This window comes from Microbispora sp. H10949 (genome assembly GCF_014161435.1).
GTDB lineage: Bacteria > Actinomycetota > Actinomycetes > Streptosporangiales > Streptosporangiaceae > Microbispora > Microbispora triticiradicis.
In genome coordinates this window covers 74,551-95,045 of sequence record NZ_JABBWZ010000006.1, presented here as the reverse complement: position 1 = coordinate 95,045, position 20,495 = coordinate 74,551, and the positions used below count along the sequence as shown (strand labels likewise).

Below are 20,495 nucleotides of genomic sequence, written 5' to 3'. Positions count from 1 at the left end.
GCCGGGGTCAGCGCTGGGGCGCGCCCCCGTTGTCGCGGCGGTCCAGCGCGATCTGCAGGGCGGCGGCCGCCTCGTCCTCCGCCTCGTCGGCGCGGTTCGAGGGGGCGCGGTTCCAGGGATACATCTCGTACATGGCGAAATCCCACTTCGACCGAGGAGTGAATGTCCGTACGTCTGCGGTGCGTCTCCGCGCGTCGCGGATCCTGGTACCCGGGCCACCGGTGGACCGCGGGTCACGCGCCACAGGTGGGCCGAAGGCCGATGACGTCACGCTCCACGGCGGACCGGCCTGCCCTGATCAGGCTCCGTCGCGGCAGGTGCGAAGTGCGGGGCGTCATCTGAAACAGTACCCCAGAATCTCTTAGGACGACCTAGTATCTCGCATCGTGAGACATCGGTCCGCGAACGGGAGGAGAACAGAACGGCCCGGCGCGTGCGCGCCGGGCCGTTCTCGACGGTTCCGAATGACCGGACCTCCGGGGGATCAGTCCTCCAGGTCGACCGAGCGGCCGCTGTCGGCCCCGATCTCCCCGGCGATCTGCTCGACGACCTCGGACGGGATCGCGGTGTCGACGGTCAGCGCGATCAGCGCCTTGCCGCCCTTCACGTCACGGGAGACCTGCATCGAGGCGATGTTCACGCCGTGCTCGCCGAGCAGGCGGCCGACGGTGCCCACGATGCCGGGACGGTCGGCGTAGGTGAAGAACGCCAGGTGCTCGGTGGGCTCGATCTCCATCGCGTAGCCGTTGACCTCGACGATCTTGGTGATCTGCCGCGGGCCGGACAGCGTGCCGGAGACCGAGACCGTACGGCCGTCGGCGAGCACGCCGCGGACCGTGATGACGTTGCGCCAGTCGGGGCTCTCCGCGCTGGTGACCAGCTCGACGACCACCCCGCGGTCCTTGGCCAGCAGCGGCGCGTTGACGTAGGTCACCGCGTCCTCCACCACTCCGGAGAAGACGCCCTTGAGCGCGGCCAGCTCCAGCACCCGCACGTCCTGCGCGGAGATCTCGCCGCGCACCTCGATGTCCAGGCTGGTCGCGACCTCCCCGGCGAGCCCGGTGAAGATGCGCCCGAGCTTCTCGGTGAGCGGCAGGCCCGGCTTGACGTCCTCGGCCACCGCGCCGCCCTGGACGTTCACCGCGTCGGGCACGAACTCCCCGGCGAGCGCGAGCTTGACGCTGCGGGCGACCTGCGTGCCGGCCTTCTCCTGGGCCTCGTGGGTGGAGGCGCCGAGGTGCGGCGTGGCCACGACCTGGTCGAACTCGAACAGCGGGCTGTCGGTGCAGGGCTCCTTGGCGAAGACGTCGATGCCGGCGCCCGCGACGCGGCCCTCCTTCAGCGCGGAGTAGAGGGCGTTCTCGTCGATGATCCCGCCGCGGGCGACGTTGACCAGCCGGACGGTCGGCTTGACGATGTGCAGCTCGCGGTCGCCGATGAGACCGACGGTCTCCTTCGACTTGGGCAGGTGGACCGTGATGAAGTCGGCCTGCTGGAGGAGCTCGTCCAGCGACACCAGCCGCACGCCCATCTGGGCGGCGCGGGCCGGCTGCAGGTAGGGGTCGTAGGCGATCAGCTCCACACCGAACGGCTGGAGCCGCTGCGCCACGAGCTGACCGATCTTGCCGAGGCCGAGGATGCCGACGACCTTCTCGTCCAGCTCGACACCGGTGTACTTCGAGCGCTTCCACTCGCCGCCCTTGAGCGCGGTGTGCGCCTGGGCGACGTTGCGGGCGCTGGCGAGGATCAGGGCGACCGTGTGCTCGGCGGCGCTGGTGATGTTGGAGGTGGGCGCGTTGACGACCATCACGCCGGCCTTGGTCGCGGCCTCGACGTCGACGTTGTCCAGGCCCACGCCCGCGCGGGCGACGACGCGCAGCTTCGGCGCGGCGGCGATGGCCTCCGCGTCCACCTGGGTGGCGCTGCGGACGATCAGGGCGTCCACGTCGGCGAGGGCGGGCAGCAGCTGCGACCGGTCGGCGCCGTCGGTCTGCCGGACCTCGAAATCCGCGCCGAGCACGGCGAGGCCCGCTTCGGAGAGCTCTTCTGCGACGAGTACGACGGGCTTGGTCACTGGATGAGTCCTTCGTGAGGTGCGACTGCCTGGACGACGCGAGTCTATCCGGGGCTTGTGAAAGTCCTCACGAGAGCCCGGCATACGAGACGGCGGCCAAGGTCACGTAGGCGTCGCGGCGGCACGACGACCAGGTCTCAGATCGGCGCCCCCGGCGCGGCCGGTTCCGCCGGGCCCGCGCCGCGGCCGAGGGCCGCGGCGGAGGTGCCTCTGTGACGGAGGGGAGTCATGAGACTCCCTCATGTAAAGGCCCGATCGGTCGGTGTACCCCGCCTCGCGAGATCCCATCCGGACTGTCGCCATCTTGGTATTGATCGCACCTAATCTTGGGGATTAGCCTGTTTCGCCATGGTCCAGTCCCTATCGTGCTGGCTATGAGCATCGGGAACCCCTCCCTGGGCGACGTTCTCGCGCGGCATGGCAGCCCCCGGCAGCTCCTGGCGGCCCTCGCGGAGTGGGGCATCCTGGTGGCGGTCCGTCCCGACCGCTCCGTGGTGCTCGGCACGACGCAGAACGGCGAACGCGTTCTGCTCGGCTACACGTCCGAGGCGACGTACGCCCGGCACCGTGGCAGCCACTCCCTGTCGGCCTGCGACGCCGACACCGTCCTCGACATCCAGCGCGTCACCGGCGTGCGGGAGATCGTGATCGACGCGGCCGGTCCCGCCGCCGCCGCGGTGCCGATCGACGACCTGCGGCGTTACCTGGAGGCGACCCGCACCGGGCCCACACCGGCCCTGTCGGCCCTGGGCTCACCCGTCCCCACGGCGTACGCCACGGGGGCGATGGCGACCGTGAGCCGCGCGCAGGCCGCGCGGCCGGCCGCTCCGCCGCCCGCCCCGGCCCCGGCTCCGGCCGCGCCCGCCGGGCTGCCGTCGCAGTGGATCCCGGCGCCCCGCCAGCACCTGTCGGGGGCGATGCAGGTCGTCGATCCCGGCTACCGCAGGACGAGTCACCCGATCCTGCCCGCGCTGCGGGTGGCGATCGCCGAGTTGCTGCGGGAGTATCCCCTCGTCCACCACGTGTGGATCTGCGAGGCGCGGACCGCCGCGGGCCTGTGGGGGATCATGCTGCACGTCAAGGTGCGCACCCCCGTCGCCGACGACATCGTGAAGGAACTGCACCGCCGCGTGCGGGCCCGGCTGCCGCAGCTCGCCGCGAGCGAGGCCCCGGTGCTCATGGCCCGCGTCGCCGACGCGCACACCGAGCGCCGCCTGATCGAGATCGGCGCGCACGTCGTCTGCCCCGACGTACGCGACTGAGCGAGCCCGGAGCCGGTAGCCGCCGAACCGTTGCCGGGGGGATCTTCCGGCGGAGCCCGCGCTCGGCTTGAATGACGCCATGGCTCCCACCGCGGCGACGCCCTCCCCCTCCGCAGTGTCCCTCGGTGTGCGCCTCGGGTACGCCGTCGGCTCGTTCTGCACGGCCAACTTCTCCACGATCCCCGGGCTGCTGCTGCTCTTCTACATGACCAACGTGCTGGCGGTGCCGGCCGCGCTCGCGGGCGTCGTGCTCTTCCTCCCCAAGGCGTGGGACCTGATCGCCAACACGCTGGTCGGCCGCTGGTCGGACCGCACGGTCTCGCGCTGGGGTCCCCGCCGTCCCTGGCTGCTCGCCGGGGCGGTCGTGCTGCCGGTGTCGTTCGCCCTGATGTTCGCCGGGCCGCCGCTGACCGGGGCGCCCGCCGCCGTCTACGTGGGCCTCACGTTCCTGGCCGCCGCGACCGGATACGCCCTGTACGAGGTGCCGTACAAGGCGATGCCGGCGGAGATGACCACGGACTACCACGAGCGGACCTCGCTGCTGCAGTGGCGCATGGTGCTCATCGCGATCTCGATCGCGATGAGCGGCATCCTCGCGCCCGCGATCGCCGGCGGGACGGCCGGGGGATACCGGACCATGGGCGTCGTCTTCGGCCTGGTCCTGCTCGCCTCGATGCTGGCCTCGTTCTTCGGCACCGCCCGCGCCCCCTTCACCGGGCAGCAGAAGTCCGAGGGGACGCTGCGGGAGCAACTCGCCGCGGCTCGCACGAGCAGGCCCTTCATGTGGCTGCTCGGGCTGAGCTCGGCGCAGACGCTCGGGGTGGGCGTGATGCTGGCCGGCTCGCCCTACTTCGCCGCCTACATCATCGGCGACCCGGACGCCACCACCACGCTCTTCGCGGCGCTCGTCGGCCCGATGCTGGTCACCATGCCGCTGTGGGTGTGGCTGGCCCGCAGACTCGACAAGCGCGGCGCGATGATCCTCTCCGGCACGATGTTCGCGGGCGGCGGGCTGCTGCTCCTCGCGACGCCGGCCCTCGGCGCCCTGTACGCGCACCTGTGCGTGATGGTCGTCGGCATCGGCTACGCCGGTCTGCAGCTGCTGCAGTACTCCATGCTCGCCGACGTGATCGCCCATGACGGCGTGGTGAGCGGCGAGCGCAGGGGCGGCGTCTTCACAGGCCTGTGGACGGCCGTGGAGAACGCGGTGGCGGCGCTGGGCGCGACCATCTACGGCTGGGTGCTGAGCGCCGGAGGCTTCCTGTCGTCCGATCCCGACCACCCGGTGACCCAGCCCGAGAGCGCCCACCTCGCCGTGATGATCGGCGTGACGGCGGTGCCCGCCCTGATCACGTTCGCGGGCGTGCTGATGACGTTCCGGTACGACCTGACCGCCGCCCGCCTGGCCGAGGCGATGGCGCACGCGCGCCCAGAACGGTCCGGCTCGGAGCGGTCCGGCTCGGAGCGGTCCGGCTCGGAGCGGTCCGGCTCGGAGCGGTCCGGCTCAGAGTGGTCCGGCTCCGAGCGGTCCGGCGCATAGCGACCTGCCCCCTCCTTCTCCGGCGGGACCACACCTCTCCGGAGCGCCGAGCCGCTCTGCTCCCCCGGCCGCGCCGCTCCCCTGGCCGCGCCGCTGAGCTGGAGCGCTTCCCCGGCCGCTCCACACGCCGCGCCGAGACCCTCCGAGGCGCCCCCGGACGGTTGACCGGACCTTAAGGCGGCCCCCTCCTCGTAACACGACCGTGACCTGCGGGTTATCCGCCGTCGCTTGAGGTGGGAGGGATAAGTGAAACTTAAGGGAAGGTAGATATTTACGAGGTCGGGGGGATTTTTCCGGACATGTGAGGTCGGAGCGCACCATAATGACGACTTCCCCAGCGTCTAACCCCCACTGGAGGAATGATCGTGAACAGAGCGCTCGGAGCGGTCCTGTGCCTCGGGAGCGTCGCGGCCATCGGCTTGTCCGCCGGCCCCGCTCAGGCCGAGGTCCAGCACGCGGGCTGCCGGGTCGCCGCCGCGAAGCCGTACGTCACCGTGGACGGAAAGATCCGCGCGGCGGGCTCGCGGGCCGGTTGCGAGAACGGCGCCCGGTTCCGGGTCCGGATCCTGAAGAGCAGGCCGGGCCCCGACCGCGTGGTCAAGAGCGGCTCGAAGGCGGTCCGCAACGCACGCGTCACGGTGAACGTGACCTGCGTCAACGGCGTCTACTACAGCTTCGTCACCGACTACCGCGGCCACGTGTCGCGGTCGAAGCCGGTGCGGCTCGACTGCTCCTCCCCCACACCCGTGCCGAGTCCTTCGGCGACCACCCCCACACCCGGTCCCGTGACCCCCACCCCTGGGACCCCCGCCCCCAGCCCGTCGGCGAAGCCGACCGTCAGTCAGGCGCCCAGCGCCTCTCCGACGAGCGGCACGACGGTGGGCACCGCCGTCGAGAACGAGGTCGTCCGCCTCACCAACGTCGAGCGGGCCAAGGCGGGCTGCGGCCCGCTGAAGCACGACGCGCGGCTGCGCACCGCCGCGTACGGCCACTCGGCCGACATGTCCGCGCAGAAGTACTTCGACCACACGTCGAAGGACGGCCGGTCCTTCGCGGACCGCATCAAGGCCGCGGGCTACTCCTTCCGCGCCGCCGCCGAGAACATCGCCATGGGCTACCCCTCGGCCCAGGCGGTGGTGCAGGGGTGGATGAACAGCTCCGGACACCGGCAGAACATCCTCAACTGCACCTACACCGACATCGGCGTGGGATACGTCGCCTCCGGCAACTACTGGACGCAGGACTTCGGCCGGCAGTAACCCCCGCACAAAGTCCCGGCCCGCGGCGGTGCCGCGGGCCGGGATCAGTGCGAGTCGATCGGCGCGAGCCGATCAGTGCGGGTCAGGTCAGCCGGTGCACGACTGCCAGGTGGCCGGGTTGGCCGAGGTGTTGGTGTTCTGGAACTTGTAGTTCGGCGTGCTGTCGTTGAAGTTCCACTGGCTGCCGGTCATGTTGCTCCAGGTGCCGGAGGTGGACTTCACCGTCTGCGCGACCATGACGGTCGGCTGGGTGCAGCTGATCTGCGGGATCGGGTACGACGGACCGGAGTCGGAGAAGTCCTCGATGTCGTGGGCGTACATCTCCACGGTCGTCCGGGTGTCGTCCGCCAGGAAGCGCCTGCCGTTGCCGTCCTTCAGGTCGACGTACAGGCAGAGCAGGGTGCCGTTCACGTTGGCCGAGTGGTTGGAGTCACACCACTCGTAGATGAAGGTGAGCTCCTGTCCGACGTTGAGGTTCGTCATGACGCCGGTGCAGGTGCCCCCGCTTCCCCAGAGGCTCGCGTTGCAGAGCGAGTTGTTCCCGGTCGTGCCGTTGTCGTCTCCGTAGTAGTAGACCGACCAGGAGCTGGGCCCGCGGTAGATGCCGGACTCCAGGTTGTAGTACCACTGCCCGATGGCACCCCAGGCGGTGCCGCCGTTGTTGAGGGCGGGGACCTTCCAGGTGACCGTCCAGCCACGGGTGTTGCCGATGGTGCCGTTGTACCCCGTGGTGAGCGCGTACACGCCTGCCGTCGTCACGCCCGACTTCGGGGGGTGAGGGACGGCGTTCGCCGGGGTCGTGCCGAACACCGCGACGCAAGCCACGATGAGAGCGGCGGCCAACCACCGGACACGGAGGAGGGAGCGGACCAACGGTCTCTCCTTAAGTAGGGAATGCCGACAAATCGAGTGTCAAAGACGATCTATTCGATCGGAATGCACATTCGGCACATGACAAAGATCTTGATGTTGGAGGTAACCGATCTTGTCAGATTCCCCGAGGGAGGCTTAAATGTGATCACGCACAGCGAGGGAACGGGTGCGCGACGGGGCCGGGGGCGGCGGAATACGGCGGCTCCCCGCCAAGGACGGCCGGTCCTTCGCGGACCGCATCCAGGCCGCGGGCCACTCCTTCCGCGCCGCCGCCGAGAACATCGCCATGGCTACCCCTCGGCCCAGGCGGGGGTGCAGGGGTCCCGGCCCGCGGCGGTGCCGCGGGCCGGGATCGGTGCGAGTCGATCGGCGCGAGCCGATCAGTGGGGATCAGGTCAGCCGGTGCACGACTGCCAGGTGGCCGGGTTGGCCGAGGTGTTGGTGTTCTGGAACTTGTAGTTCGGCGTGCTGTCGTTGAAGTTCCACTGGCTGCCGGTCATGTTGCTCCAGGTGCCGGACGTGGACTTCACCGTCTGCGCGACCATGACGGTCGGCTGGGTGCAACTGATCGACGGGATCGGGTACGACGGACCGGAGTCGGAGAAGTCCTCGATGTCGTGGGCGTACATCTCCACGGTCGACCGGCTGTCATCCGCCAGGAAGCGCCTGCCGTTGCCGTCCTTCAGGTCGACGTACAGGCAGATCAAGGCACCGTTCACGTTGGCCGAGTGGTTGGAGTCACACCACTCGTAGACGAAGGTGAGCTCCTGCCCGGCGCTGAGGCCCGTCAGGGCGCCGGTGCAGGTGCCCCCGGTCCCCCAGAGGCTCGCGTTGCAGAGCGAGTTGTTCCCGGTCGTGCCGTTGTCGTCTCCGAAGTAGTAGACCGACCAGGCGCCGGGTGTGTGATAGATGCCGGACTCGAGGTTGTAGTACCACTGTCCGACAGCACCCCAGGCGGTGCTGCCGTTGCTGAGGGTGGGGATCTTCCAGGTGACCGTCCAGCCACGGGTGTTGCCGACCGTGCCGTTGTACCCCGTGGTGAGCGCGTACACGCCTGCCGTCGTCACGCCCGTCGGCGGAGGGTGCGGAACGGCGTTCGCCGGGGTCGTGCCGAACACCGCGACGCAGGCCACGATGAGAGCGGCGGCCAACCACCGGACACGGAGGAGGGAGCGGACCAACGGTCTCTCCTTAAGTAGGGAATACCGAAAGGTCAGTGTCAAAGACGATCTAGTTGTCGGAGTACACGTTCGGTACACGACACAGATCTTGATGTTGCGGACGACCGATCTTGTCGGACCCGGAGAGGGTGATCACGCACAGCGAGGGAACGGGTGCGTGACGACGCCGGGGGCGGCGGAATACGGCGTCTTCTGGACACCTCGGACCACTGCGGCGGATACTCCAGTCATGAGCTCTCCCCCGGTGCGCGCCTCCGACGGGGACCGCGAGCGTGCGCTGAGCGAACTCCGCGACCGGGCCGCCGAAGGACGCCTGTCCATGGAGACCTTCGTCGGCCGGGTCGACCTGGCGCTTCGGGCGCGCAGCCGCGGCGAGTTGGACGAACTGGTCGCCGATCTCCCGCAGCGCGGGCGCTGGCGCAGAAGGATCACCGAGGCGGTCGCCTCGGTGTCGGAGCTGAGCAACCGCATCGAGACCGCCTGGCGGCGCCCGCGGCTCCCCCGCCTCGCCCTGCCCGCGGACGGACGGGCCCGCTATCTGGTCGGCCGTGGATCCGCCTGCGACCTGGTCCTCGCGGACCTGACCGTCTCCCGGATGCACGCCGAACTGCGGCGGCAGGACGACTCCTGGCTGCTCGTCGACCTCGGCTCGATGAACGGCACCCGGCTGAACGGCTGGCGGCTGGTCGGCCCCGCCACCGTCAGGGCCGGCGACGAGGTGGCCTTCGGCGACTGCGAGTTCCTGGTCTCCATGCCGGCCTGACCAGCCGCGAGGGCAGGTCTGATCAGGGCGCGGCACCGCGCCCGCAGGGCCGGTGAACGCGGCGCCGGCGGACACGGGGCCGGCGGACACGGGGCTGACGAACGCGGAGCCGGAAACGCGACGCGGCGCCGCTCCCCGCCGCACAGGCAGGGAACGGCGCCGCGGTCAGACGGGCCTCAGGTCGCGTCAGACGCTTCCCGGCCCGGAGGATCAGGCCTGCTCGCCCTTGAGCCAGCTCATCATCGGGCGGAGCTTGGCGCCGGTCTCCTCGATGGGGTGGGCGGCCAGCTCCTCGCGGTAGCGCTTGAAGTTGGTCTGACCGCCGTCGAACTCCTCGACCAGCTCGCGGGCGAAGCGACCGTCCTGGACCTCGTCCAGGATGCGGCGCATCTCCTTCTTGGTCTCCTCGTTCACGACGCGCGGGCCACGGGTGTAGCCGCCGTACTCCGCGGTGTCGGACACCGACCAGTACATCTTGGAGACGCCGCCCTCGTACATCAGGTCGACGATCAGCTTCATCTCGTGGAGGCACTCGAAGTAGGCGACCTCCGGCTGGTAGCCGGCCTCGATCAGCGTCTCGAACCCGGCCTTGATCAGCTCGGAGACACCGCCGCACAGCACGGCCTGCTCGCCGAACAGGTCGGTCTCGGTCTCCTCGGTGAAGGTCGTCTTGAGCGCGCCGGCCCGGGTGCCGCCGATGCCCTTGGCGTACGACAGCACGAGCGGCCAGGCGCTGCCGGTGGCGTCGCGCTCGACGGCGACCAGGCAGGGCACCCCGCGGCCGGCGGCGTACTGACGGCGGACGAGGTGGCCGGGGCCCTTCGGCGCCACCATGGCGACGTCGACGCCCGACGGAGCCTCGATGAGGCCGTAGCGGATGTTGAGGCCGTGGCCGAAGAACAGCGCGTCGCCCTCGACGAGGTTCGGCGCGACGTGCTCGGCGTACAGGTGCCGCTGGATGTGGTCCGGCGCGAGGATCATCGTGAGGTCGGCCTCTTCGACGGCCTCGCCCGGCGACAGCACGCGCAGCCCGTCGGCCTCGGCCTTCTCCCGGCTCTTGGAGCCCTCGGGCAGACCGACCCGGACGTCGACGCCCGAGTCACGCAGGCTCAGCGCGTGCGCGTGGCCCTGGCTGCCGTAGCCCAGCACCGCGACGTGGCGGCCCTGGATGATCGACAGATCGGCGTCGTCGTCGTAGAAGATCTCAGTCACATGCTTGCCTTTCGAACAGTTGCCCTCGCGCCGTACGGTCCCACCGCGGCGCTATGCGCTGCGGTCGATCGCGCGGAGCGAGCGGTCGGTGATGGAACGGGCGCCGCGGCCGATGGCCACCATGCCCGACTGCACGAGCTCCTTGATGCCGTACGGCTCAAGGACCCGGACGAACGCGTCCAGCTTGTCGGTCGTCCCGGTGACCTCGATCGTGACCGCGTCCGGGGCCACGTCCACGCAGCGCGCCCGGAAGAGGTTCACGAGTTCGAGGACGTGGGACCGGCTCTCGGAGTCGGTCCTCACCTTGATCAACATCAGCTCGCGCTGCACCGACTGGCTGTTGTCGAGCTCGACGATCTTGATGACGTTGACCAGCTTGTTGAGCTGTTTGGTGACCTGCTCCAGCGGGAGTTCCTCGACGTTCACGACGATGGTCATCCGCGAGATGTCGTCGTGCTCGGTCGGCCCGACCGCCAGGGAGTCGATGTTGAAGCCGCGGCGGCTGAACAGCGCGGCGACCCGGGCCAGCACGCCCGGCTTGTTCTCCGTCAGGACGGACAGCGTGTGGCGGCTCATGCCATCTCCTCGCCTTCGGCTCGGAGCGGCATGCGCCAGGAGCCGCGTTCACTGATTCGCTCGCTGCGCTCGCTCATGCCAACTCCTCGTGCTGCGGGCCGGACTCGGGACGGGATCGCGCTCATTCTCCGCCCTCCCAGTTCGGCGCCATGTCGCGGGCGTACTTGATGTCGTCGTTGCTGGTGCCGGCCGCGACCATCGGCCAGACCATGGCGTCCTTGTGGACGACGAAGTCGATCACGACCGGCACGTCGTTGATCTCCATCGCCTTCGCGATCGTCGCGTCCACGTCCTCGGGACGCTCGCACCGCAGGCCGACACAACCGTACGCCTCGGCGAGCTTCACGAAGTCCGGAATCCGCTTGACCTGCTGCAGGTCGGTGTTGGAGTACCGCTCGTCGTAGAACAGCGTCTGCCACTGGCGGACCATGCCGAGGTTGCCGTTGTTGATCACAGCGACCTTGATCGGCACACCTTCGATGGCGCAGGTCGCCAGCTCCTGGTTGGTCATCTGGAAACAACCGTCGCCGTCGATCGCCCACACGACCTTGTCCGGGCAGCCCATCTTCGCGCCCATCGCGGCCGGGACCGAGAAGCCCATCGTGCCGGCGCCGCCGGAGTTGATGAACGTCCCCGGGTGCTCGTACTTGATGAACTGCGCGGTCCACATCTGGTGCTGGCCGACGCCCGCCGTGTAGATCGCCTCCGGGCCCACCAGCGCGCTCAGCCGCTCGATCACGTACTGCGGAGCCAGCGACCCGTCGGCGAACTCCTCGTACCCCAGCGGGTAGGTCTCCTTGTAGCCGTTGAGGACCCGCCACCAGTCGGTGTAGTCGCCCTTGCGCCCGTCGGCCTGCTCGGCCCGGACCGCGGTGATCAGGTCGCCGATCACCTCACGGCAGTCGCCCACGATCGGCACGTCGGCGTGGCGGTTCTTGGAGATCTCCGCCGGGTCGATGTCGGCGTGGATGACCTTGGCGTGCGGGGCGAAGCTGGCCAGCTGGCCGGTCACGCGGTCGTCGAACCGCGTGCCGAGCGCGATCAGCAGATCCGAGCGCTGGAGGGCGCCGACCGCCGAGACACTGCCGTGCATGCCGGGCATGCCCATGTGCTGGGGGTGGCTGTCGGGGAAGGTGCCGCGCGCCATGAGGGTGGTGACCACCGGGATGCCGGTCAGCTCGGCCAGCTCCAGCAGTTCGGCCGAGGCCCGCGCCTTGTGCACGCCGCCGCCGACGTAGAGCACCGGCCGCTGCGCCTCGGTCATCAGCCGGGCGGCCTCGCGGATCTGCTTGGAGTGAGGCCGGGTCACCGGGCGGTAGCCGGGCAGCTGCATGACCGGGGGCCAGGAGAACGTGGTCGTCGCCGTCAGGGCGTCCTTGGCGATGTCCACCAGGACCGGCCCGGGGCGGCCGGTCGCGGCGATGTGGAACGCCTCGGCGATCGTCCGCGGGATGTCGTCGGCGTCGGTCACCAGGAAGTTGTGCTTGGTGATCGGCATGGTGATGCCGGAGATGTCCGCCTCCTGGAAGGCGTCGGTCCCGATGAGCGGGGTCGCGACCTGCCCCGTGATCGCCACGATCGGCACCGAGTCCATGTAGGCGTCCGCGATGGCGGTGACGAGGTTGGTCGCCCCCGGCCCGCTGGTGGCCATGCACACCCCGACCCTGCCGGTAGCCTGCGCGTAGCCCTCGGCCGCGTGGCCGGCGCCCTGCTCGTGCCGTACGAGCACGTGCCTGACCTTGGTCGAGTCATAGAGGGGATCGTAGGCGGGGAGAATGGCGCCGCCCGGGATCCCGAACACCGTCTCGACCCCGACGTGCTCCAGCGCCCGCACCAGGGCCTGTGCACCTGTCATCTTTTCGGTCATCGGCTCGTTCCTTGTGGCTGAGCTTGTGGTGGCTGTGCTGGTGGCTGGTCTTGTACCGGCATAAAAAATGCCCCGTTCCGCTGAGCGGAGCTGGGGCGCGCGCAGGACTGAGGACTTCGTCAGGCTGCGCGCCTGCGAAGTACTACGAGGATCCCACCGCGATGCATGGCTACACGATGTCCGATGGACCGCCCTCACGTCAAATCATCTGGGACGCCCATCTCATCAATCGAGACTGTGTTTCCCGCTCACCGTCGGGGCGCTCACACCCGGCTGGTCGTGCCGAAGGCGCGCAATGAGCGCTTCCCTCGTCGCTCGTCCCTCGCTCCTCAGTCCAGACCGCCGGCGCGCCCCTCCGGCTCGCTCGGATTGCACGCTTCGCGTGCGTCAGGCGGTGTTCTGGAGGGGGGTGCCCGGCATGAGGTCGTCGACTCCGCGGGCGGTCATCGGGCGGGCGACCAGGTAGCCCTGCCCACGCGTGCAGCCCATCTTACGGAGCAGGTCGAGCTGCTCGGGACGTTCGATGCCCTCGGCGACGACGATCAGGCCGAGGTCGTTGCCAAGCTGCACGATCGTCCTCGTCAGCAGGGTCAGCGTGTCGTCGCGCCCCAGCCCGGAGACGAACGAGGGGTCTATCTTGATCATGTCGACCGGAAGCTGGCGCAGGAACGCGAGCGACGCGTAGCCGGTGCCGAAGTCGTCGATGGCCAGCCGTACGCCGAGAGCTCTCAGCTCCGACAGCCTGCCGATCATCTCGCCGGCGTCCTCGACCAGCATCTCCTCGATGACTTCGAGGGTGAGCGCGCTGGCCGGCAGCCCACTGTCGCTCAGGGCTTCCGACACGGTCTCCACGAAACGCGGGGCCATGATCTGCCGTGCGGACAGGTTCAGCGCGAGCCCGATGTCCCAGGAGGACGCGCGCCAGGCCGCCACCTCCTGGCACGCCTCGCGCAGGATCCACTCGCTCAGCGGCACGATGATCCCGGTGTCCTCGGCCGGCCCGAGGAACTGCTCCGGCGGCACGAACGTGCCTCCCCGCCACCAGCGGATCAGCGCCTCCACGGCGGTCACCCGCGACGTGGCGAGGTCGACGACCGGCTGGTATTCGATCGCGAACTGGTTCTCCAGCAGCGCCCGCTGCAGGTCCGAGGCGATCTCCAGGCGGCGTACGACGTCGGCGTGCATGTGGGTGGCGAAGACCTCCACCCGGCGTCCGCCGAGCTCCTTGGCCCGCGACATCGCCACGTCGGCGTTGCGCAGCAGGTCCCCGGAGGACAGGTCCTCCTCGGCGAAGGCGACGCCGACGCTGGCCGTCAGCGCGATGTCCCGGTCGGCCACCCGGAAGGGCTCGTTGGAGACCGCGCGGACGAGCCGCTCGGCCAGGTCGATGGCGGTCTGCGCGTCGCCGCCGCCGGAAGCGCCCCCGGACATGCCGCCTGACGCGCCGCCCTCCAGGAGCACCGCGAACTCGTCCCCGCCCCACCGGGCCAGCGTGTCGTCGGCCCGTACGGCCGACCGCAGGCGGCGGGCGGCCTGGCCGAGGAGGTGGTCGCCGCTGGCGTGCCCGACGGAGTCGTTGACGGCGGTGAAGCCGTCGAGGTCCAGGAAGATCACCGCGGTGCCGGCCGCGCCGCGGCGCGTGAGCACTTCGCGGGCCCGCTCCTCGAAGTAGGCCCGGTTGGGCAGTCCGGTGACCCCGTCGTGGAAGGTCAGATGGGTGACCTGGTTGCGCAGGGCGACCTGGTCGCTGAGGTCTCGGATCGTGACCAGGACGAGGTCGTCGTCGCGCACGTGGCGGGCGGCGACCGTCTCGGTCGGCCGCCAGGTGCCGTCGGAGGCCCGGAAGCGGCAGGAGACGCGGGTGCCGCCCTCCTGCTCCGGCCCGTCGTCCTCGTCCGTCATGCGACTGAGCAGCGCCTGCACGGCCGGGAGGTCCTCGGGGTGGACGTAGTCGAAGATCGGCCGGCAGGCGAGGTCCTCCGGGCGGTAGCCGTACGTCGCCTCCAGGCCGGGACCGGCCTCCTGGACGACCCCCTCGGGGTCGCAGACGAGCACCACGTCGCCGGTGTTCTCGGCGAGCCGCCGCAGTTGCTGCTCCCCCACGTCGACGAGACGGCGCATTCCGGCGGTCTCGACCAGCAGCACGAACAGGCGGCCGAGGAGGACGAGCACGACCGAGGCGGCGACGACCGCCAGGGCGGCGTCGCGGCTGCCCCCGATCGCGTGCAGGGTGGCGACCAGCGTCGCGACGGCGACCAGCACCAGCGGGGCGGCGGCGGTCAGCGCCGCCGTCAGCGGCCTCGCCGGCCGGTCCTGCTCCACCCACGGCGTGACGGCGAGGACGAGCAGCAGGGCGGGCACGAGGAGTCCGGCGACGAGGGGCGGATGGTCGCCGCCGAGCCGGGCGAGCGCGGTCGCGAGTTCCGCGACGGTTATCGCGGCGAGCACTCCGACGCCGGTGAGCCCGACCACCCGGTTGCCCGACCGGGACGCGGCCACCGCGGGCGTCACCGCGCAGGTCGCGAGCAGGCAGATCACGGGGAGCGCGAGCGCGACGAAGAACGCGCCGGTGTCCTCGGCCCGGCGGAACGCCGGGCCGAGGACGGCGACCCAGGCCACGGCGAACACCGACGCCGCGCCGAGATAGGCGTCGGCGGCCTGGCGGATCACCCCCCGCGTGTACGCCGGGGGTTTCACCGAGAGGCCGCAGCCGATCGCGAGCAGCACGGATCCGGCGAGTATGAGCAGGTCGGCGAAGGTGAGCACGAAGGGCGTGCCGTCGGCCACCGGGCGGACGCCCACGCCGAGGAGCCAGGTGAGCGACCCGGCGGCCATCCACCGCCAGGCGGCGGGCTGGCGCCGGTGACCGGGAGTCACGCGGGAAGCGGCCATGATCAGTGACACCGCCGAGAGAAGACCGGTGACGACTCCCGCGACCGCGGTCACCACCGGGGCGGAGCCCCCGGTGACCAGGGCCACGACGATCGCCACCGCGCCGAGCCCGGCGGCGGTGGTGAGGGGGACCCTGGGGTCTCTCCTGACGTTCACGTGCGTCGCCTCTGCACCTGTCGCCGCCTCACCCGTGGCGGAGGCGCCTGCCGGGGTTTCGGCGGGGTCCGGAGTCGCGTCAGCGTCGCCGGTTCCGGTGGGGTGTGCCGTCACTGCCCCTCCCGTCCCCGACTCGGCTTTACTCTCCCTGTCACATGGCCAGTGTGCGCACAGCCGCTGATCGAGAGGAGGACAACCGACGAGTCGTCACCGATCTGATAACCAAGCCGTGCACGATGAGCCTCACCCTACGCACCGCAGGTCACGGCGCAGCCACGTTCCGGAATCCTTAACGGAGCGGTCAGTAATGCCCGGTGATCATGTTAGCGAGGGGCCGGCCCGCCAGATGACTGATGATCTGCTCGCGTACCAGTACGCGGATACGCCGGACGGAGGCGGGGGTGCTTCCCGCCACGTGCGGCGTGATGAAGACTCCCGGCGCGGTCCACAGCGGGTGATCGGAGGGCAGCGGCTCGACCGGCGTCACGTCGAGGGCCGCCAGCAACCTGCCCGCCCGCAGTTCCGCCAGCAGCGCGTCGCCGTCCACCACCGATCCGCGCGCCGCGTTCACCAGCAGCGCGCCGTCCTTCATCCGGGCGAGGAACTCCGCGTCCACCAGACCGGACGTGCCCGCGGTGGCGGGGACGAGCAGCACGACCACGTCGGCGTGCGGGAGCAGCGCGGGAAGCTCGTCCTGGCCGTGGACGTTCTCCCGGGCCGTCCGGGCCACCCGGACGATCTCCACCTCGAACCCGGCCAGGCGCCGTTCCAGCGCCTCGCCGATCGAGCCGTACCCGACGATCAGCACGGTGGAGTCGGCGAGGACCCCGGTGTGGTGGTAGCTCCACTCCCCGCGCGCCTGCGCGGCCACGAAGCCGGGGAAGTCCCGCCGCATCGCGATCATCGCGCCCACGGCCCACTCCGCCGTACCCGCGTCGTGGACCCCGCGCGCGTTGCACAGCACCGCCTTCGGCGGGAGGTGCGGCAGGTACGGCTCGACTCCCGCGGTGACGGTCTGCAGCAGGCGGAGGTTGCCCATGCGGTTCAGCAGGCCGGGGATGCCCGGCACCGGGACCAGCGGCGGCACCCAGATCTCCACCTCCTCGGGCGGCCCCGGCAGCGGGCCCGTCCCGTCGTAGACCTTCCGGTCGAGGACGGGCAGCCCGTCCGGCAGGCTGGACAGATCGTCGGCGATGTCCTGTGAGGCGACCCAGATGTTCACACGTAACAACCTAGGGAACCATCGCGACGGCCCGCGAGTAGGGATGGACGAGGAGGTCGCGAGATGACGGACAGGCACGGCGCGGGCACGGCCCTGTCGGCGGCGGCGCTGCTGGCGGTCGCTCTGCCGGTGGTCGCGGGGTGCGGGCAGGCCGGAGAGTTGGGCAGGACTCCCCCGCCGCTACCCGCCGCGAGCGCCACCGGCGGCTCGGGCAGCCCCGGCGGCTCCAGCGGCTCCAGCGGCTCCAGCGGCGCGGGCAGCCCCGGCGCTGACGCGGGGACCGGCCCGGACGGCGCCGCGACCGCCGTCGCCCCGGCCAGGCCGCGCACGCTGGTCCGCGGCCTCTCGGTTCCCTGGGCGATCGCGTTCCTGCCCGGCGGCGACGCGCTGGTGACCGAACGCGAGTCGGCGCGGCTCCTGCGGATCACGCCGGAAGGCGGGGTCCGGGAGGCGGGAGTGATCGAGGGGGTGTCGGCGGCCGGCGAGGGCGGCCTGCTGGGCGTGGCCGTGTCGCCCCGCTACGCGAGCGACCACCACGTCTTCGTCTACCTGACCTCCGGCGGCGACAACAGGATCGTCCGCTACCGCTACGACGGACGGCTCTCCGAGCGCCGGGTGATCGTCAGCGGCATCCCGAAGGGGGCCATCCACAACGGGGGCCGCCTCGCCTTCGGGCCCGACGGCTACCTCTACGCCTCGACCGGGGAGACCGGCGAGCGCGGCATGGCCCAGGACCGGAACGCGCTGGGCGGCAAGATCCTGCGCATGACCGCCGACGGCCGGCCCGCACCGGGCAACCCCTTCGGGACGCTGGTCTGGTCGTACGGCCACCGCAACGTGCAGGGGCTCGCCTGGGACGAACGCGGCCACATGTACGCCACCGAGTTCGGCCAGAACACCTACGACGAGATCAACCTCATCGAGAAGGGCCGGAACTATGGCTGGCCGGAGGTCGAGGGCGTGGGCGGCCGTCCCGAATACGCCGATCCCCTGCTGACCTGGTCGACCGACCAGGCGTCGCCGTCCGGTCTCGCGTACGCGGGGGGAGCGCTGTGGGCCGCCGCCCTGCGCGGCGAGCGACTCTGGCGGGTCCCGGTGGACGGGTCAGGGCGCGCCGGGCGGCCCACCGCGCTATACGAAGGCGAGTACGGCAGGCTGCGCGCGGTGGCCGTCGCGCCCGGCGGCGCCCTGTGGGTGAGCACCAGCAACCGCGACGGACGGGGCTCTCCCAGGGACGGCGACGACCGCATTCTGGTGGTTGCCCCCACCGCTCCCTCGTCCTGATCCGTGGCTCTGCCCCTGGCCCTGTCCTTGGCCCTGTCCCTGTCCCTGACCTTGGCCCTGCCTCTGACCTTGGCCCTGTCCCTGTCCCTGTCCCTGGACTTGTCCTTGTCCTTGTCCTTGTCCCTGACCCTGACCCTGACCCTGGCCTTGTCCCTGACCTTGTCCTGATCCGCTGCCGCCGCCGCGTGCCTTGGCAGCACGGCAGACGACCTTGGCCTGGGCCTGGTAGGAGGTCCGGAAGGTCTGCCGGGAGACGACCTCGCCGCCCTGCCGCAGCACGCGGGTCACGGTGGCGGTGAACCCGGGCTGCCCCGGCGCCTCGACGCAGCCGGGCCCGTGCCCGGTCATCGTCGGCAGCTTGACCCGGGTGCCGGAGACCGGTCCCTGCAGGTCCACCGCGTACCGGCGGGTGCTCCACAACGCGATGGCCAGCGACCTGCCGGTGGCCGAGGCCTGGACGAAGACCCCGTACGGCGAGTCGTTCTTCCACCGTAGGTCCGGATCGGGAAAGGACACCGCGGCCTCGGTGCCGACCGGCAGCTGCGGGGCGTGGACCTCGGGCGGAGTGTGCTCGGTGACCTGGAACCCGGCCCGGATCACGGCGTTCATCAGGGTGGTCGCGACCTGGGACATGCCCGGCGCGTCGGTGCCGGCCCTTCCGTCGATCATCGTGGGGACGATGCCGTCGAACCCCGCGTCCACGTCGCGCCGCCCGAGCGCCTCGTTGAAGGAGAAGGTCTCCCCCGGACGGACCAGGCGGCCGTCCAGGAGCGCGGCCGCGGCCCGGATGTTGCCGGCGCGCTGGGGGCAGCAGGCGTAGGAGGTCGTGAAACGGCCGACCTCCTCCTTGATCCCCATGCGGCGCACGTCGTCGTCACCGCTCCGAGGCGGCCCGTCCACGACACGCACGGCCACCGTACGGTCGCCGGCGCCGAGGGCGGTCACCACGTCGGCCGCGAGGCGGTCGGTGTCGACCCGTTCCCCCGGCCTCCCGCCGACCAGTGCAGGCCGTCCGCCCCTGATCGTGAAGGAGGCGTCGCGGGACGCCCGCCCGGGGTCGAGCAGTCTCGGCGTGACGGGGGCGACCGCCGCGACGGCGTCGAAACGGGGACGCAGGACCGCGCCGTCCGGCGTGAACGTCAGGTGCCGCGCCAGCACGGCCGGCGGCAGCGAGACGGAGCCGGTCCCGCTGGTCAGCGTGAGCGGCGCGGACACCGCCCGGCCCGCCCAGCGCAGGGCGCGGTGCACCTCGGCGCGGGTGATGTGCGGCAGGTCCCGCAGGGTGGGGGCCACGACGACGATCTCGGGATCGAGGTATCCCTTGACGATCTGCTCGGCCGTGAGCTTCCGGTCGACCAGGCGACCCACCCTTGGATAGACCGGGACCGGGGTGATCCCGTCGAACGAGACGCCGCCCTCCCGCGCCGGGTTCTCCAGCCGCTCGGCGATGTCCGCCACCAGGTCGTCGAGGCGACGCCGGTCGACCGACACCGCGGGCTCCACCTCACGGCTGCCGGTGAGCGCGGCCCACACCGCCCACGGGCTCGGGAAACCGGTCACCGCCCGGCCAATCGTCTCGTCGACGTCGAGCGAGAGACCGGCGTCCCGCGGGCTCACCGTCAGCCGCCGCGTTCCCTGCCGTACGATCACCGGCGTCCTGGTCTGGGCGTACAGCCGTTCGTTGAGGGTGGCGGCGGCCTCGGCCCGGCTCTGGCCGCCGATGTCCACGCCGAGCACGCTGGTGCCGGGCAGGACCTTCCCTGCCATGGTGAGGGCGGGCACGACATAGAGCACGACGAGCAGCGCCACCAGGCCGATCAGCGTGCGGCGGAGAACGCCGCCCTTCTTCGGCGGGTCGAGCAGGTCGAGGTCCGGTGTCCCGACGACGACCGGTTCCTCCCGGACGGTGCGGTCCGGCACCGGCCACGGCTCGATCGGCGGCGCCGACGGCGGAGCGGCGCCCGCGCCGGACGGCCGGGACGCGGGCGGCGCGGGGGCGGGCGGTTCGGCGAAGATGTCGGCCGACACCCCCTTGGGCAACGCCGACACCCCCCGAGGCAGGGACGTGGCCCGGCGCACCGGGTGGACACGCGGCGGGGCGGGCGCGGTCCCGGACGGATCCGGGGGATCCGTTGGCGGGTCGACGGACGCTCCGGCGTTACGCACGCCTCGCTCTCCTCAGGCTCAAGGTCAACTCCGATCAGTTAACCCTAAAACACCCTCCGCTGGATATCTCCGGAAGCAACAGCTCTGCTGCTCTTTCCGTGGAGCGCGCACGCCTTCGCCGCCCGACCGGTCACAGCCCCGCGCACGGCGGAGCCGGCCCGGGCGGCG

At 71.0% G+C, this 20,495-nt stretch carries 14 protein-coding genes and 1 pseudogene; 5 read left to right on the top strand and 10 right to left on the bottom strand.

Features of this window, described 5'->3' with window-relative positions:
- Positions 1-7 precede the first annotated feature (7 nt).
- Positions 8-133, bottom strand: coding sequence for a hypothetical protein (locus tag HHX40_RS36740; RefSeq protein ID WP_259402543.1), 126 nt, complete (start codon positions 131-133; stop codon positions 8-10).
- A gap of 351 nt (positions 134-484) precedes the next feature.
- Positions 485-2,074, bottom strand: coding sequence for a phosphoglycerate dehydrogenase (gene serA / locus HHX40_RS16875; protein WP_182881364.1), 1,590 nt, complete (start codon positions 2,072-2,074; stop codon positions 485-487).
- 374 nt (positions 2,075-2,448) lie between these two features.
- Between serA and HHX40_RS16870 the strand changes: the two genes are divergently transcribed.
- From HHX40_RS16870 to HHX40_RS16860, 3 genes are all read left to right on the top strand, one after another.
- Positions 2,449-3,336 carry a hypothetical protein gene (locus HHX40_RS16870; protein ID WP_182875367.1) on the top strand — a complete coding sequence of 296 codons (888 nt, stop codon included), beginning with the start codon at positions 2,449-2,451 and terminating at the stop codon, positions 3,334-3,336.
- A gap of 79 nt (positions 3,337-3,415) precedes the next feature.
- Positions 3,416-4,876, top strand: coding sequence for an MFS transporter (locus HHX40_RS16865; protein ID WP_220499229.1), 1,461 nt, complete (start codon positions 3,416-3,418; stop codon positions 4,874-4,876).
- 365 nt (positions 4,877-5,241) lie between these two features.
- Positions 5,242-6,135, top strand: a complete 894-nt coding sequence (locus HHX40_RS16860) for a CAP domain-containing protein (RefSeq protein WP_208868241.1) — start codon at positions 5,242-5,244, stop codon at positions 6,133-6,135.
- Positions 6,136-6,222: 87 nt separating this feature from the next.
- Here HHX40_RS16860 and HHX40_RS16855 read toward each other — a convergent pair whose 3' ends face one another.
- Both HHX40_RS16855 and HHX40_RS16850 read right to left on the bottom strand, forming a co-directional pair.
- Positions 6,223-7,008 (bottom strand): hypothetical protein, encoded by a 786-nt coding sequence (locus HHX40_RS16855; protein ID WP_111698784.1) that lies wholly within the window; start codon positions 7,006-7,008, stop codon positions 6,223-6,225.
- A 395-nt stretch (positions 7,009-7,403) separates the two neighbouring features.
- A complete protein-coding gene (locus tag HHX40_RS16850; protein ID WP_182881362.1) occupies positions 7,404-8,189 on the bottom strand; it encodes a hypothetical protein in 786 nt (261 codons plus the stop codon).
- A gap of 229 nt (positions 8,190-8,418) precedes the next feature.
- Between HHX40_RS16850 and HHX40_RS16845 the strand changes: the two genes are divergently transcribed.
- Entirely contained in the window at positions 8,419-8,952 is a 534-nt protein-coding gene (locus HHX40_RS16845; RefSeq protein ID WP_111698788.1) for a DUF1707 and FHA domain-containing protein, read from the top strand.
- 210 nt (positions 8,953-9,162) lie between these two features.
- On the opposite strand, the gene ilvC is transcribed toward HHX40_RS16845, so the two are convergent.
- From ilvC to HHX40_RS16820, 5 genes are all read right to left on the bottom strand, one after another.
- Entirely contained in the window at positions 9,163-10,155 is a 993-nt protein-coding gene (gene ilvC / locus HHX40_RS16840; RefSeq protein ID WP_111698911.1) for a ketol-acid reductoisomerase, read from the bottom strand.
- A 60-nt stretch (positions 10,156-10,215) separates the two neighbouring features.
- Complete coding sequence (gene ilvN, locus HHX40_RS16835) at positions 10,216-10,740, bottom strand: acetolactate synthase small subunit (RefSeq protein ID WP_111698790.1); 525 nt, start codon at positions 10,738-10,740, stop codon at positions 10,216-10,218.
- Positions 10,741-10,861: 121 nt separating this feature from the next.
- Positions 10,862-12,805, bottom strand: coding sequence for an acetolactate synthase large subunit (locus HHX40_RS16830; protein WP_310738144.1), 1,944 nt, complete (start codon positions 12,803-12,805; stop codon positions 10,862-10,864).
- Positions 12,806-12,994: 189 nt separating this feature from the next.
- Positions 12,995-15,655: a bifunctional diguanylate cyclase/phosphodiesterase gene (locus HHX40_RS16825; RefSeq protein WP_310738143.1), complete on the bottom strand. Its 2,661-nt coding sequence runs from the start codon at positions 15,653-15,655 to the stop codon at positions 12,995-12,997.
- A 301-nt stretch (positions 15,656-15,956) separates the two neighbouring features.
- Positions 15,957-16,877, bottom strand: a complete 921-nt coding sequence (locus tag HHX40_RS16820; RefSeq protein WP_182881360.1) for a 2-hydroxyacid dehydrogenase — start codon at positions 16,875-16,877, stop codon at positions 15,957-15,959.
- A 63-nt stretch (positions 16,878-16,940) separates the two neighbouring features.
- Here HHX40_RS16820 and HHX40_RS36735 point away from each other — a divergent pair, with 63 nt between their 5' ends.
- Positions 16,941-18,161: a PQQ-dependent sugar dehydrogenase gene (locus tag HHX40_RS36735; protein WP_259403680.1), complete on the top strand. Its 1,221-nt coding sequence runs from the start codon at positions 16,941-16,943 to the stop codon at positions 18,159-18,161.
- A gap of 426 nt (positions 18,162-18,587) precedes the next feature.
- Here the strand turns inward: HHX40_RS36735 and HHX40_RS36730 are convergent.
- Positions 18,588-19,928, bottom strand: a pseudogene (locus HHX40_RS36730) (VanW family protein); the annotation flags it as partial.
- Positions 19,929-20,495 lie beyond the last annotated feature (567 nt).

Excerpts from the sequence above, each read along its gene's own strand:
- HHX40_RS36740 (WP_259402543.1), bottom strand. The coding sequence starts at position 133 with ATGTACGAGATGTATCCCTGGAACCGCGCCCCCTCGAACCGCGCCGAC.
- HHX40_RS16870 (WP_182875367.1), top strand. The coding sequence starts at position 2,449 with ATGAGCATCGGGAACCCCTCCCTGGGCGACGTTCTCGCGCGGCATGGC.
- HHX40_RS16865 (WP_220499229.1), top strand. The coding sequence starts at position 3,416 with ATGGCTCCCACCGCGGCGACGCCCTCCCCCTCCGCAGTGTCCCTCGGT.
- HHX40_RS16845 (WP_111698788.1), top strand. The coding sequence starts at position 8,419 with ATGAGCTCTCCCCCGGTGCGCGCCTCCGACGGGGACCGCGAGCGTGCG.
- ilvN (WP_111698790.1), bottom strand. The coding sequence starts at position 10,740 with ATGAGCCGCCACACGCTGTCCGTCCTGACGGAGAACAAGCCGGGCGTG.
- HHX40_RS36735 (WP_259403680.1), top strand. The coding sequence starts at position 16,941 with ATGACGGACAGGCACGGCGCGGGCACGGCCCTGTCGGCGGCGGCGCTG.